The organism is Streptomyces sp. JLBG701 (genome assembly GCF_058544905.1).
This window is the reverse complement of sequence record NZ_CM178588.1, coordinates 6,194,394-6,208,880: the sequence shown is the minus strand read 5'-3', so window position 1 is coordinate 6,208,880 and position 14,487 is coordinate 6,194,394. Positions and strand designations below refer to the sequence as shown.

The following is a 14,487-nucleotide window of genomic DNA, read 5'->3' as shown; positions in this document are numbered from 1 at the left end:
GCTGACTTGAGTGGAACGGACTCAAGTGTGCATCACGTCCGGCGCCCGGTCAACAGAGCTGAGTCGAGGGCACTCAACTCTTATCCGTTCCTTACACGCAACTGGCCTGTGACCTGCGGCGACGCGGGCACGACCCGCCGCCGAGGCCCGTACACCGAGACCCTCAACAGTCCCCCTACGACCATCAGCGCCACCGCCACCACCCACAGAGGCGCCGTTTCCCCGGCCCACCCGGTGTGCGCGAGCACCGCGACGAGCACCCCGGCAAAGGCGCCGACCCCGAGCAACAGCACCGCCCCGCGCGGGGTCAGCCCGAGCCGCCGCAGCCGGTGCGCGAGATGATCGGGCCCGCCCCGCAGCAACGGCCGCCCGGCCAACCTCCGCGACACGACGACGAGTACGGCATCGGCACCGGCCACGACAGTGAGCGCCGACAGCACCCCGACGCCGGAGGCGAGGTCATGCCCGGTCCGGGTGATCACCGCCGCGGCAGCGAGCACGAACCCGGTGAACAGAGACCCGCACGCCCCGAGCGCGATCCGCGCGGGATGCCAGTTGTGCATGAGAAACCCGGTCAGCGCGGCGGCCAGCACGCTCAACAACACGGCCAGCCCGTCCATCACTTCCACGGCCGCACACGCCCCGACCCCAAAGGCGGTGACGACCCCCACGGTCCCGGCCAGCCCGTCGGCATGATCGAGCGCTTTGAAGGCAAGCGCGACACACACGATCCACCCCGCGGCCAACACCCCACCGGCGACCCCGATCTCGCCGTACGGCACGACCCAGGCGGCCGCCACGACCGTACCGCCAAGCAGAAACCGAGCCTTCAGCCGCCACACATCCGCGACAAGCCCGAACCCGGCGACGACACCCCCGGCGACCAGCAACTCGCCGACCCCCTCCCCCAACGGAGCAACCCCGGTCCACTCCCCAACCCCGGCGACCACCCCCGTGGCCCCGACAACGGCCACCCCACCAAACATCGGCACCGGCCGCGCCCGCCGCCGGTCGAGAACGCCGAGGCGCAGGGCGGGCAGCCGGAGGAGGGCGGCGAGGAGAGCGGCGAGGAGGAGGGCGGTGGTGGCGGCGAGGATCCCGTAGAGCACGGGTCCAAGTTAAGTGCGAATGCCGCAAAAGCGGATGAATAACACGATCGGATCGTCGATCCGTCTGCCCGGAATCGTCGATATGTCCATCAGGAGAGGGGCGTACGTCAGCCCGCCGGCCTCCGCCACCGGCGCAGCGCCTGTCTGACCACCCCCGCGCACACCACCGCGACGAACGCCGCCGCGACCAGGCTGACGAGCTCCTCGGCGAGGTCACCCCACCCGGACGAGCCGTAGTCCCAGCGGGCCGGGGAGAGCCAGCTGCCCAGCCGGCACAGCTGGACCGCCAGGGCGAGCGCGAGCAGGGCCGCGGCCGCCCCTCGGGGAAGCGGCCGGGCCAGTCGCGGCTCGGCCAGCAGTACGGCCGCGATCAGCAGGGCCAGACCGAGCAGCACGGCTCCCGCGAACAGGCCGTACCGGATGGTCGAGGTCGGACATCCGCCGCCGTCGGCGACCGCCTCCCACCCGCACACCACCCGACCGCCACCTACCGTGGAACTCCAGACCAGGAACATCCCGTCGAGGGCCTGGAGGGCGAGGACGAGGGCCGCTGCGCGGCGTAGGACCCGGGTCACCGTACGGTTCTTCTCTTGGGCAGCACGGCCCTCTCCTCCGGTGATCCATTGATCGGTCGCACCACTGTGTACGCCGACGCCCGCGACTCAGGCAACCCTCAGCGACCCAGATCACGGTGCACCTGGCTACAGTGCGGCGGAAGATATGGGTAGTCTCAGACGGACTGCATAAGTTACCGCTTAGTAATGACCCTCGCAGGCCCGAGGAGCCCCGAAATGCAACTCGCCGCGATCATCGTGTCGCTGGTTCTGACCGTGGTCGGCGTCGCGCTGCTCGCACGCGCCATCGGTCAATTCGTCCGGTACTTCAAGCTCGGCCAGCCGGTGGTGGCCGGAGCCCGGACCGACAACCCGTACGCGCGCAGTGTGACGCTGGTGAAGGAGTTCCTCGGCCACACCCGGATGAACCGGTGGGGCATCGTGGGCTTCGCCCACTGGTTCGTCGCCGTGGGCTTCCTGACGCTGCCGCCGACCCTCGCCCAGGCCTTCGGCCAGCTCTTCCAGGCCGACTGGACGCTGCCGGTCATCGGCGAGTTCCTGCCGTTCGAGATGTACATCGAGTTCATCGGTGTCATGACCATCCTGGGCATCGTCGTCCTGATGGTCATCCGCCTGCTGAGCCTGCCCTCCCGGGCCGGCCGCAAGTCCCGTTTCGCGGGCTCCAAGTCGGGCCAGGCGTACTTCGTCGAGTACGTCATCCTCACCATCGGCCTCGCCATCTACGTGCTGCGCGGCCTGGAAGGCGCGATCCACCACGTCGAGCACTACGAGGCCGGGTACTTCGCCTCGTACCCGCTGGTCCTCGCCTTCAAGGGACTGAGCGTCCCCACGCTCCAGAACCTCGTCTACCTCACCGCGATGATCAAGATCGGGACGTCGTTCGTCTGGATGATCGTCGTCTCGCTCAACACCAACATGGGTGTCGCCTGGCACCGCTTCCTCGCCTTCCCGAACATCTGGTTCAAGCGGAACGCGACCGGGGAGACGGCCCTGGGCGCCCTGCTGCCGATGACGTCCGGCGGCAAGGCCATCGACTTCACCGACCCTGGTGAGGACGACGTCTTCGGTGTCTCCCAGGTCGAGCAGTTCTCCTGGAAGGGCCTGCTGGACTTCTCCACCTGCACCGAGTGCGGGCGTTGCCAGTCGCAGTGCCCCGCCTGGAACACCGGCAAGCCGCTCTCCCCCAAGCTGCTGATCATGTCGCTGCGCGACCACGCGCACGCCAAGGCGCCCTATCTGCTCGCCGGTGGCGGCAAGTCGATGGAGGGCGAGGAGAAGGCGAGCGAGGAGCAGCTCAAGGACGTTCCGGCCGCCGCTCTCGCCGAGGCCGAGCGGCCCCTCATCGGCACCGCCGAGGAGAACGGCGTCATCGACCCCGACGTCCTGTGGTCCTGCACCACCTGCGGCGCCTGTGTCGAGCAGTGCCCCGTCGACATCGAGCACATCGACCACATCGTCGACATGCGCCGCTACCAGGTGATGATCGAGTCCGCCTTCCCCAGCGAGGCCGGCACGATGCTCAAGAACCTGGAGAAGAAGGGCAACCCCTGGGGGCTCGCCAAGAAGCAGCGCCTGGAGTGGACGAAGGAGGTCGACTTCGAGATCCCGGTCGTCGGCCGCGACATCGAGGACCTCTCCGAGGTCGAGTACCTGTACTGGGTCGGCTGCGCCGGCGCCCTCGAAGACCGCGCCAAGAAGACCACCAAGGCCTTCGCCGAGCTGCTGCACATCGCGGGCGTCAAGTTCGCGATCATGGGCGGCGACGAGAAGTGCACCGGCGACTCGGCCCGCCGCCTCGGTAACGAGCCCCTCTTCCAGGAGCTCGGCATGGAGAACGTCGCCGCGCTGAACATGGCCTTCGGCGAGGACGACGAGGACGAGTCGACGAAGAAGCCGAAGTCGGCCAAGAAGATCGTCGCCACCTGCCCGCACTGCCTCAACACCATCGGCAACGAGTACCCGCAGCTCGGCGGCGACTACGAGGTCATCCACCACACCCAGCTGCTCCAGCACCTGGTGGACGAGGGCAAGCTGATCCCGGTCACGCCGGTCGAGGGCATCATCACGTACCACGACCCCTGCTACCTGGGCCGCCACAACAAGATCTACACGCCCCCGCGCGAGATCATGACCGCCGTCCCCGGCCTGCGTCAGCAGGAGATGCACCGCCACAAGGAGCGCGGCTTCTGCTGTGGCGCCGGTGGTGCGCGGATGTGGATGGAGGAGCGGATCGGCAAGCGCATCAACAACGAGCGCGTCGACGAGGCCCTCAGCCTCAACCCGGACATCATTTCCACTGCCTGCCCGTTCTGCCTCGTAATGCTGACCGACTCGGTCAACGGCAAGAAGGCTGAATCCGATAGCGGCTCCGCCGCGGGGGGCAAGGCCAAGGAGTCCATCCAGGTCGTCGACGTGGCCCAGCTGCTCCTGGAGTCCGTGAAGACACCGGCCGAGGAGGAGCCTCCGGCGGGTGAGGCGGACGCGGAGAACGCGCCGGAGCCGCAGCCGGTGAAGTAGGCGGTAAGTAGCCGACCGATATTCGGGATTGACCCCGTGCCCCTGGTTCACGCCAGGGGCACGGGGTTTTTGGCTTCCGGAATTCGTCGTCTAAGAGGGCTATGCCGGATTGCCCCGAATGCCCTGAAAGAGATATCTGAAGTTCATCTCAATGTCACCCGGAGGCGGGTTGTGACTCAAGAGCACTCTGCCTCCTACCGAGGACTCCTTCATGACTCTCACCGCCGTCGTCATCTGCAGAAACGTCGTCGACCAACTCCCTGACTGCCTGGGCTCGATCCACCGCAACACAGGCCCCGGCATCGACTTCGTCTTCGTCGACGACTGGTCGACCGACGGTTCGAGGGAGTTGCTGGAGGCGGCCGTCCCCCGCATTCCGAACGCCCGTCTGATCACCCACACCGAACCCCGCGGTGCCTCGGCCGCCCGGAACTCCGGAATCGAGGTGGCGACCGGCACGTACACCACCTTCCTCGACGGCGACGACTGGCTGGCCCCCGGCTACTACCCGCGCCTGGACACCACCTGCGCCCGCATGGCCACCGATTTCGTACGCGTCGATCACATGCGTGTCTACGGCCGCAAGCGCACCCTGCACCGGGCCCCCGCCGGCCGCCGCGGAGTCGCCCTGCCCTCGATCGACGGGATCGGCTCGGAGCAGCGCGAGACGATGGTCGACTACCCCAACGTCTGGTCCGGCGCCTTCCGCACCGCCCTGCGCGACCGCGACCGCCTGCTGTACTTCGACACCGAACTGCGCACCTGCGAGGACCGCCTGTGGACCTGGCGGCTGCATCTGCGCACCGAGACCTACGCCGTCGCCGACCTGGCCGGGCTCTTCTACCGGCGCGGCGTCAGCGGCTCCCTCACCGCCGTCGGCGACGACCGCCAGCTGGACTTCCTGCCCGCGCTGCGCCGGGTCATCGACGAGGCCGGCGCGCACCCCAAGGCGGACACCCTGCAGCGCAAGGCGGTCCGCACGCTGCTCGGCATCACCCACTTCCAGCTGGAGAACACCGAGCGGCTGCTGAAGCCCGTCGCCCGCGCGCTGCGCACCCGCTACCGCGACCTGGCCGCCACGCTCCCCCAGGACCTCCTGCGCTCCGTCCTCGACGGCATGGACGGCAAGCGCCGCGACGCCCTGCTCAAGCTGTACCGCCCGAAGGCCACGATCAGGAAGGGCCGCTGACCATGGATACCCCCGAGACGACCCAGCCCCCCGTCCAACTCGTCGAGGTCTCCACGCTCTACGGCCTCGCCTCCGTCTGCGCGGCCATCGACGCGGGCTTCCTGCCCCTGCCGCCCGGCGGACGCCGACTGCTGATCACGTCGAACAACGCGGACGTCCCCGAGTCCCAGCCCGCGTGGGACGACCTGCCCGGCTTCCGCCGCCTGGCGAGCCGCTTCGAGCGGGTCGTCGACTGGAACGCCCTCGCCTTCCCCCGCCACCCCAACCTGTGGCGCCCCAGCGCCGAGGACATGCCCCTGCTGGCCCGCTGTCTGCGCGAATCCTGGGCGGTCCCCGAGGACGCGCCGATCCAGCTCGTCCTGGAATCCCTCCAGGTCCCCCCGGCCCAGACCCTGGCCCACCTCTTCCGCGAGGCCGAACTCCACGTCTACGCCGACGGGTTGATGACCTACGGCCCCCTCCGCGCCCACCTGGCCAACGACCTCGCCGACCGTATCCGCCAGCTCATCCACCCCGACCTGGTGACCGGCCTGCGCCCCCTCCTCCTCAGCTCCGTCGACGCGCGGCACAGCGTCCTGCCCCCCGAGACCCTGCGCGCCGTGTTCGAGGAACTCGCCGAGGAGGCCGACGCACCCCTGGCGGCGGAGGGCCTGCCCCAGCAGGACGCGGGTCTCGTCGTGGGCCAGTACCTCGCCGAGATCGGCCTGCTCAGCGCCGCCGAGGAGGACGCCCTGCACCAGGACATGGTCCGCCTCGCCGCCCGCCAGGGCTGCACCCACGTCGTCTTCAAGCCGCATCCCCGAGCCCCCAGACGCCACATGGACCTCCTCCGCAAGACGGCCGCGGAAGCCGGAGTGGCCTTCTTCACCGCCGAGACCCCGGTCCTCGCCGAGGTCCTGCTCACCCGCCTGCGCCCCCGCCTGGTCGTCGGCTGCTTCTCCACCGCCCTGTTCACGGCCTCGGCCCTCTACGGCATCCCGGCCCTGCGCCTGGGCACCGAACGCGTCCTGCGCAACCTGCGCCCCTACGAGAACAGCAACCGCATCCCCCTGGTCCTCGCCGACCAGCTCCTCCCCGACGGCAGCGGCCGGGCCCCGTTCGCCGTGACGGACGTACGCCCGCTCGTCGAGACGATCACGTACTGCATGCAGCCGGAGAAGAACCCCCGCCTGCGCCCGGTGGCCGAGCGTTTCCTCAACTCCCCCGCCGCGGACCGGGTGTTCGCGGACCGCCACATCGGCATGCTCCGCCTGACCCGCCTGTCCCTCCCCGGCGGCCTGCCGCTGCGCGGCCGCGCCCTGCGCCTGGCGACCTCCCCGACGCTACGACGCCACCGCGCACGTCTCGCCAAGGCGCTGCGCTCGTCGTCGGGCCTGCGGACGGTCCTGCGACTCCGGGGAGCCGGCCGATGACGCCGCCTCCGGAACAGACCGAACAACAGGCTGAGCAACAGGCCGAGCAACAGGCCGAGCAACAGGCCGAGCAACAGGCCGAGAGGGCCGACTCCCGTATTCCCGAGGCTCGGGCGCGAGCGACCAGGCAGCCGCAGATGGCGATGTCAGCCGGCCGGCCCGGACTCCGGATCTCCCCCCTCCGGTTCGCCGCCGAACTCCCGGCGGGCTGCGCGCTCGCGGTCGCCACGTCCGTGGCCGCGCAGTACGGCATCGAGCGCCTCCCCATCCCCGAACCGTCACTGCTGGCCGCCGTACTGACCACCCTCGGCGTCACGGTCGTAGTGGCCGCCCTTGCGCTGCTCAGCGCGGCGGGCGCGCGCACCAGGCTGACCCCGTGGGCCGGTTACGCCCTCGCCGCCGCGCTGCCCACCCTCCTTCTCGCGATCCCCCTGCACGGCACGCGCTGGTTCCTGGGCGGGCTGGCCTCGGACAACCTCTTCCGGGTCGAGTACCTGACCCGGCTGGCGTCCTCCCCCTTCCTCGCGGACTTCGCGTACCGGGGGGTGCCGCCGCTGTATCCGCCGGCCTGGTTCTGGGCGGGCGGACGCCTGGCCGCCGAACTGCACGTCCCGGCCTGGACGGTGTTCAAGCCGCTGGGCATCACGTCCGTGGCGCTGACCGCGGCGCTGGGGCTGGCGTTGTGGCGGCTGCTGGTTCCGGCGCGTACGGCGGTGCTGCTGGCCGTGGCGACGACGCTCTGTGCCTTCGTCGAGCCGTCGATGGGGGTGCGCGAACCGTACGCCTGGCTGGTCGGCGGAGTCCTGGCCCCGCTGACGGTGCTCGCGCTGAAGGCCCTCGGCTCGCGGAACCCCCGCTGGTGGTCGCTGGTCGCGCTCGGCGGGGCGTTCGGCGCGGCCCTGGTCGTCTACACGATGCTGGCGGCGTTCTGGGGCTTCACGCTGCTGGTCCTGACGGTGACGCTCGCCGTCCGTCGCAGGCAGCGCCCGCTGGTCATGCTCGGCCGCCTCGCTCTGGTCGGCGTGAGCGCCCTCCCCGCCACCTGTCTCGTCCTGGTCCCGCACAAGCTGGCGGGTCTGCTGGCCGGCTCGCCGCCCACCACGGCCCTCCAGTTCACGCCCTACCAGCAGCTCACCTACCTCCTGCCGATGACGACCCCCACCCCGGCGGGCCTGCTCTGCCTGGCGGGCGTCGGCTGGCTGGTGCTGCGCGCGCGGACGAACCCGGTCGCGGGCGGCCTGACGGTGCTGGTGATCTGCTGCTACCTGTGGGTCGTACTGTCGCAATGCGCGATCGCCCTGGACACGACGCTGCTGTCGTTCCGCGTCCACCCGGTCCTGCTCTCGGCCCTCTACTGCGCCGGCGTACTGGCGACGGCGGATGCGCTACGGGCGGTACGCGGGCGTTGGCCGTCCCGCTACCGCTCCTCGATCCGCCCGTTTACGGCGCTGATCGCGGCGGCATGCGCGGTCTCCGTACTCCAGTCCCCCACCAGCACCTTCACCCACGAGGTCGACCTGGCCCACCGCCAGGCCTACCCCCTCACCGACGGCTCCGCCCCCGGCGCCACGGCCCGCGTCCGCGAACCCGGCCTCGACCACCCGTGGATCGGCCCGCTGGCCCGCGCGATCACGGCGGCCACGCCCCACCGCCGCGCCCAGGACCTCACCGTCCTGACGGACGAACACCGCCTCATGGCCGTGAAGCCGTACTGGGCGTACGTGTCGATCACGCCCGGCTACTCCAACCCCCTGGGGCAGCACGAGCGGCGCAACGCGGAGGTCCTGCGGTGGCTGACGGCGCGTAACGCGGCACAGTTCGCTGCGCGGCTGAACGCGGATCCGTTCGGGGCGCCGGACGTGTTCGTGCTGCGAAGGGCGGGAGCGGAGGAGGAGAAAGCGGGGCCGGTACCGGCGGTGCCCGCGACACCGGGTCCGGTGGCCCCCGTACCCCCACCCCACGGCTACCTCCTCGACCTCACCCACCACCGCTTCCCCCGCGTCCCGGTGACCGGCGCACGGGAGGTCACATTCCCGGAGGAGCTGTTCGGGGGCGGCTACTTCACGCGGAAGGACGTGGGCCCGTACTCGGTGCTGGTCCGCGTCCGTTGAGCGTGCGGATAGTCACGCACCGACACCCCTTACCGCGTCGCTCGAACAAGAGCATCATGTGCGGGCTGTTGTCCGTTGATGCGGTAGGGGTGAATGGTGCGGGCGCGAAGAGGCGGCGGTCGGAGGCGTACGGCTGCGACGGCCGCGGCGGCTCTGGGCGGCACGCTGCTGCTCGCCGCCTGCGGCCCGGTATCCGGCGCCGGACCCGACAGCGCCCAGCACACACCGCCCCTCCAGATCGCGCAGGCACCGGCCCAACTCCCCATCCCGCAGGGCAAGGGCAGCAAGGTCCCCGACGACTTCAACGGCGACGGTCACCGCGATCTGGTGCTGGGCGACCTGGTCAAGGCGGAGAGCCACGCGGACGACGCGGGCATCGGCGTCGTCTACGGCAGCGAGCGCGGACTCAGGCCGGGCGCACGGCAGTTGCTGAGCCCGGCGAAACAGGGCGCCCGAACCCAGGGCCAACTCCCGGCGGTCTTCGACGCGGAGGAAAGCTGCGACCTGAACGGCGACGGCTTCACCGACCTGGTGGTGTCGACCGATCCCCCATACGACGGTCAGGGCCGGCCCCCGGTCCCCCTCCAGCTCCTCTTCGGCTCCCCAAAGGGCCTGACCGGCAAGGCGGTTCACCTCACGATCCCCGCCCAGGCCCGCGCCGGCAACGACTGGCCCGACCAGCCCGTCTGCGGCGACTTCGACGGCGACGGCGCGAACGACCTGGTGGTGCACGCGACGGGAGGGCAACTGTCGTATCTGCGGGGCCCGTTCACGAGCAAGGGCGCGCCCAGCGAGGCAGGCGCCCCGCTCGCGTCCCCCGGTGAGGTCCCCACGGGCCCGTCGGCCGACGTGAACCGCGACGGCTACGACGACCTGCTCGTCCGCAAGTCCCAGGACAGCACGGCCAAGTCGGCGATCGTCCTTGGCGGCCCCGACGGCCCCACCCGTACCGGCGCCGAGCTCCCGGCCGGAATCGACGTGGCCCTGGGCCGCTTCGGCAAGGGCAAGTCGCTGGACGCGGCGACCGGCACGATGGGCGAAACGTCCTTGCGCTACGACCTGCCGACGGGGACGGACGGAACCCTGGCCTCGCCGGGCTCGATGCTCGACGCGGGCGACCTGGATGGGGACGGGCTGAGCGAACTCGTCTCCAGCGGCTCCCGGTTGAAGGTATTCCGGGGGCGCGCGGCCGGCCTGTCGGCGGCGGACGTGGTGATCGTGGAGCCTCCGGCCCGGGGCACGACCCGCGTCCTCGCGGTCGGCGACTTCGACGGTGATGGACGGGCGGACCTTGCGGTGCGGACGTATGCGGGGGAGACGAAGGACACGGTGGCGGTCTATCCCGGGGCCAGGAAGGGGTCGGTCGCGAAGGAGCCCGCGGTCACCTTCTCCAGCTCGGAGTTCCTCGGAGACGACTGACAGCTGGCGGCTGGCGGCTGGCGTCACAGTGGACTCAAGAGTTCACCGAACTCCCGTACAACCCACGCCACTTGCCAAGTGTCTCCTCATCGCGACACCTCGTGATACCGGGACATCCACGACCCTTGGAGCCCTCTTGACCACCCGCCCCCGGACCCGCCTCCTGGCCGCCGCCGCTCTCCTCGCTTCCGGCCTGACCCCGCTCGTCCTCGCAGCCCCGGCCAACGCGGCGGCCGCGAAGTACGCGGACGACTTCAACGGAGACGGATACCGCGACCTCGTTCTCGGCGACCGCACCGCCGCGGTGGGCGGGAAGAAGGAGGCGGGCGCGGTCGTGGTCGTCTGGGGCACGGCGACGGGGCTGGATCCCGCCACGCGCAAGGTCTACACCCAGAACAGCCCGGGAGTCGAAGGCTCGGCGGAGGCCAACGACTACTTCGGCGCGAAGGTCACCACGGCCGACGTGAACAAGGACGGTTACGCGGACGTCGTCGCCACCTCACCCGGTGAGGACGCGGGCTCCCGGCACGGCACGTTCACCGTCCTGTGGGGCTCCAAGTCCGGTCTGACCAGGGGCAGTTGGTACGCCGCCCCGGGCGGCAAGGACGACGGCTTCGCCCAGGACGTCGCCGTCGGTGACTTCAACGCCGACGGCAAGGTCGACGTGGTCTCCGTCGGCGACGACTACATCTGGTACCTTCGCGGCCCGTTCACCAAGTCCGGCTCCCGCGGCGGCGCCACCAACCTCGACCCGGTCGACGGCGAGGACATCAAGCCCGAACTGGTCGTCTCCGGAAAGGTCACCAAGGACAGCACCACCGACTTCGCGGTCATCGGCTACGACGTGGACACCCGCACCAACCGCGTCTGGTTCTACCGCGGCAGCGCGAGCGGCCCGGTCAAACCACCCAAGAAGTACGGCCTGCCCGCCTCCTCCGACCTCGTCGGCACGAGCGCTGTGATCGCCGACTTCGACAAGAACGGCTACGGCGACCTGGCCGTCGGCGTCTCCCGCTCCGGCAAGGGCGGGGCCGTCCACATCCGCAAGGGCACGTCCACGGGCTTCAGCAGCACCGCCAAGTCGATCAGCCAGAACACCGCGGGCGTGCCCGGCGTCCGCGAGTCCGGCGACTACTTCGGCTACGACATCTCGGCCGGGGACACCAACGGCGACGGCTACCCGGACCTCGCGGTGGGAGCCCCGATGGAGACACTCGGCAGCGAGTTCTGGCGCGCCGGTGCCGTGACCGTGCTGCGCGGCGGCACGTCCGGTCTCACCGGCACGAACTCCCGCCAGTACGACTACACCACCACCGGATTCCAGCGCCCCGCGGACGAGAGCGACTCCTGGTTCGGCGCTTCCGTCCTGCTGCGCGACTACAACCGCGACGGCCGTGCGGAACTCGTCGCCGCCGCATGGGAGATCGGCCGTCTGCACCTCTTCCCCGGCACCGCCTCGGGCCCGACGGGCACGGGCTCGACGACGCTCACCGTCAAGGGCCTGGGCCTTGGCACCCGCACGCACTTCGGCGCGGCGCTGGCGGACTGACCCACTCACCCTCACACGAACTCCCCCTCACACGAACTCACTTGGAGTCCTGGACGTGAAGCACCCCGTGCGCACCACCACGGCCCTCGCCGCCCTGACGGTCGCGGGCCTCACCCCCCTGACCCTGGCGGCCACCCCCGCCTTTGCCGCCCCGTCCGGCCTCCAGGGCGACTTCAACGGAGACGGCTACCGCGATGTGGCGATCTCCGCCCCGGCCGCCACCGTGAGCGGCAAGAAGTGGGCCGGGCAGGTCGCCGTCGTCTACGGCTCGGCGAGCGGTCTCGACCCGGCGAAACGGAAGATCATCAGCCAGAACACCGCGAGCATTCCGGGAGCGGCCGAGGCATACGACGAGTTCGGCGACCAGGTCGCCACCGCCGACCTCAACCGGGACGGTTACAGCGACCTCGTCATCGGCGCCCAGCACGAGAAGGCCGGATCCGCGGAGGACGCGGGCACGGTGGTCGTCGTATGGGGCTCGTCGTCCGGACTGTCCGGCGGTACGACGGTGAAGAACCCCGAGACCCTGTACGGCAGTTACTTCGGCCTGAGCATCGCGGCGGCGGACTTCACCGGCGACGGCAAGCCCGACCTGGCGATCTCCGCGCAGAGCTCCGCCGCGGACCCGGCCTACCGGATCCGGCTGATCCGCGGCCCGTTCACCAAGTCCGGCTCGACCGGGTCGGTCTCCTCGTACTCGCCCGGCATCGACAATCCGGCCCTGACGGCGGGCCGCGTCAGCGGCGACACCAAGGCCGACCTCGTGGTCACCGGCCAGAAGCCGAACAGCAGCCAACTCGCCACCGCCGTCTACTACAAGGGCACCGCGAGCGGCCTGAGCAAGGCGGCAACCCTGCGCCCCGCCGCCACGGCGGCCATCGGCGACCTGAACAAGGACGGCTACGGCGACATCGCCCTCGGCAACCCGGAGGAACCGGACGACGAGCCGTCCGCCTCGACGGGCGGCAAGATCCACGTCGTCTACGGCACGGGGTCGGGCCCGAGCGCCACCCGCCGTGTCACGTTCACGCAGAACACATCCGGGGTGCCGGACTCCTCGGAGTACAGCGACGACTTCGGCGGGGCGCTGGCGATCGGCGACTTCGACAAGAACGGCTACGGGGACCTCGCGGTCGGCGCCCCGGGCGAGTCCTTCGGCGACGACACGAACTACGTCGTCTCGGCAGGCGCGATCACCCTGATGCGGGGCTCGGCATCCGGCCTCACCGCGACCGGAGCGGTGCACCTGACGCAGGACAGCACCGGGGTCCCGGGCGCGGTGGAGGCCCTCGACGGCTTCGGCGCCACGCTGCTCGCGTCCGACGTGAACCATGACGGCCGCGCGGACCTCACGGCGATCGCCTCCGAGGAGAACGACCCGGCGGGCGCGGCATGGTTCCTGCCGGGTGCGGCGTCGACGCTGTACTCGACGACGACGGCCACGACCTTCAGCCCGACGAAGCTCGGCCTGTCGACCAGCCAGGGCGGAGCGTTCGGCCAGGACCTGGCCGGCTGAGGTTCTCGGCCCGCGTCGGGCTACCCGCGCCCGGGCCGGGGAATGCCGCCCTGGCCCCCTGTTTTTCCCTGTGTCTCCCCTTAGGGGATGTCACAGCTCGGCCGCAAAGCCGGACCCGGATCGCCGGGTCCGGCACGTGACTCTGTGGGACCAGGTACGTTCGATTACGTGGCTGGATTCAGGATCGGACGGGGCGCCCGGGACAACCGCGCCCCGCAAGCGCGACCGCAACAACCTCCGTACGGACAGCAGGCGCCCCAGGGACAGCCGTACGGCTACCCTCCCGCGCCGCAGCCGTACCCGCAGCAGCAGCCGTACGGCGGCAGTGGCAGCGGTGGTGGGCAGTGGCCGGGGACGAACGGCGGGCAGGGCGAGCCGGAGTACTTCGGCGGCGACGACCCGTACCAGCAGGGCAACGCCGGCCCTGACCCGTACGCGGCGAACAACCCGGGTCACACCCAGGCGTTCTCCGTAGGGGAGTCCCCGTACAACCAGGGTGAGACCTATCACGCGGGCTCGACCCAGGCCCCGCCCGGCCCGATCGGCCCCCGGCTGCACTGGAAGGCCCTGCTGAAGGGCATCCTCACTGCCCCCAGGCAGACCTTCCTCCAGATGCGGGACTACTCGATGTGGGGCACGGCCCTCATCGTCACGTTCCTCTACGGCCTCCTCGCCGTCTTCGGCTTCGACGGCGCCCGCAAGGACGCGATAAACGCCACACTGTCGAACGCCGTCCCGATCGTCCTGACGACGGCCGTGGCGATCGTCCTGAGCTCGCTGATCCTGGGCGTGGTCACCCACACCCTGGCCCGCCAGCTCGGCGGCGACGGCTCCTGGCAGCCGACGGTCGGCCTCTCCATGCTGATCATGTCTCTCACCGACGCCCCCCGCCTGGTCTTCGCCATGTTCTTCGGCGGCGACGCGACCTTCGTCCAGGCCCTGGGCTGGGCGACATGGGTGGCGGCAGGCGCCCTGCTGACCCTGATGGTGTCCAAGTCCCACGACCTTCCGTGGCCGAAGGCGCTGGGCGCGTCGGCGATCCAGCTGATCGCGTTGCTGTCGATCGTGAAGCTGGGGACGTTCTAAGTAG

The 14,487-nt window shown here is 70.6% G+C and carries 10 protein-coding genes; 8 read left to right on the top strand and 2 right to left on the bottom strand.

The features are described 5' to 3' along the window. Positions 1-80: 80 nt before the first annotated feature. Positions 81-1,109, bottom strand: coding sequence for an MraY family glycosyltransferase (locus tag AC5DRG_RS28760; RefSeq protein ID WP_491802340.1), 1,029 nt, complete (start codon positions 1,107-1,109; stop codon positions 81-83). 107 nt (positions 1,110-1,216) lie between these two features. Next, positions 1,217-1,684 carry a hypothetical protein gene (locus AC5DRG_RS28755; RefSeq protein WP_491802339.1) on the bottom strand — a complete coding sequence of 156 codons (468 nt, stop codon included), beginning with the start codon at positions 1,682-1,684 and terminating at the stop codon, positions 1,217-1,219. A 216-nt stretch (positions 1,685-1,900) separates the two neighbouring features. On the opposite strand from AC5DRG_RS28755, the gene AC5DRG_RS28750 reads away from it, so the two are divergent. The 8 genes from AC5DRG_RS28750 to AC5DRG_RS28715 all read left to right on the top strand — a co-directional run bounded on the left by AC5DRG_RS28750 (position 1,901) and on the right by AC5DRG_RS28715 (position 14,483). Then, complete coding sequence (locus tag AC5DRG_RS28750) at positions 1,901-4,201, top strand: (Fe-S)-binding protein (RefSeq protein WP_491802338.1); 2,301 nt, start codon at positions 1,901-1,903, stop codon at positions 4,199-4,201. A gap of 211 nt (positions 4,202-4,412) precedes the next feature. Further along, entirely contained in the window at positions 4,413-5,390 is a 978-nt protein-coding gene (locus AC5DRG_RS28745) for a glycosyltransferase family 2 protein (RefSeq protein ID WP_491802337.1), read from the top strand. Between the two features lie 2 nt (positions 5,391-5,392). After that, entirely contained in the window at positions 5,393-6,802 is a 1,410-nt protein-coding gene (locus tag AC5DRG_RS28740; protein ID WP_491802336.1) for a polysialyltransferase family glycosyltransferase, read from the top strand. Next, positions 6,799-8,913, top strand: coding sequence for an arabinofuranosyltransferase (locus AC5DRG_RS28735; RefSeq protein ID WP_491802335.1), 2,115 nt, complete (start codon positions 6,799-6,801; stop codon positions 8,911-8,913). Before AC5DRG_RS28740 ends, AC5DRG_RS28735 begins: the two co-directional genes overlap by 4 nt. A 96-nt stretch (positions 8,914-9,009) precedes the next feature. Next, positions 9,010-10,332 (top strand): FG-GAP repeat domain-containing protein, encoded by a 1,323-nt coding sequence (locus AC5DRG_RS28730; protein WP_491802334.1) that lies wholly within the window; start codon positions 9,010-9,012, stop codon positions 10,330-10,332. A 136-nt stretch (positions 10,333-10,468) separates the two neighbouring features. Beyond that, on the top strand, positions 10,469-11,881 hold the full coding sequence (locus tag AC5DRG_RS28725; protein ID WP_491802333.1) for an FG-GAP and VCBS repeat-containing protein: 1,413 nt from the start codon (positions 10,469-10,471) through the stop codon (positions 11,879-11,881). Positions 11,882-11,936: 55 nt separating this feature from the next. Then, positions 11,937-13,397 carry an FG-GAP-like repeat-containing protein gene (locus tag AC5DRG_RS28720; RefSeq protein ID WP_491802332.1) on the top strand — a complete coding sequence of 487 codons (1,461 nt, stop codon included), beginning with the start codon at positions 11,937-11,939 and terminating at the stop codon, positions 13,395-13,397. Between the two features lie 87 nt (positions 13,398-13,484). Next, entirely contained in the window at positions 13,485-14,483 is a 999-nt protein-coding gene (locus AC5DRG_RS28715; protein ID WP_491802331.1) for a Yip1 family protein, read from the top strand. The last annotated feature ends 4 nt before the right edge of the window (positions 14,484-14,487 follow it).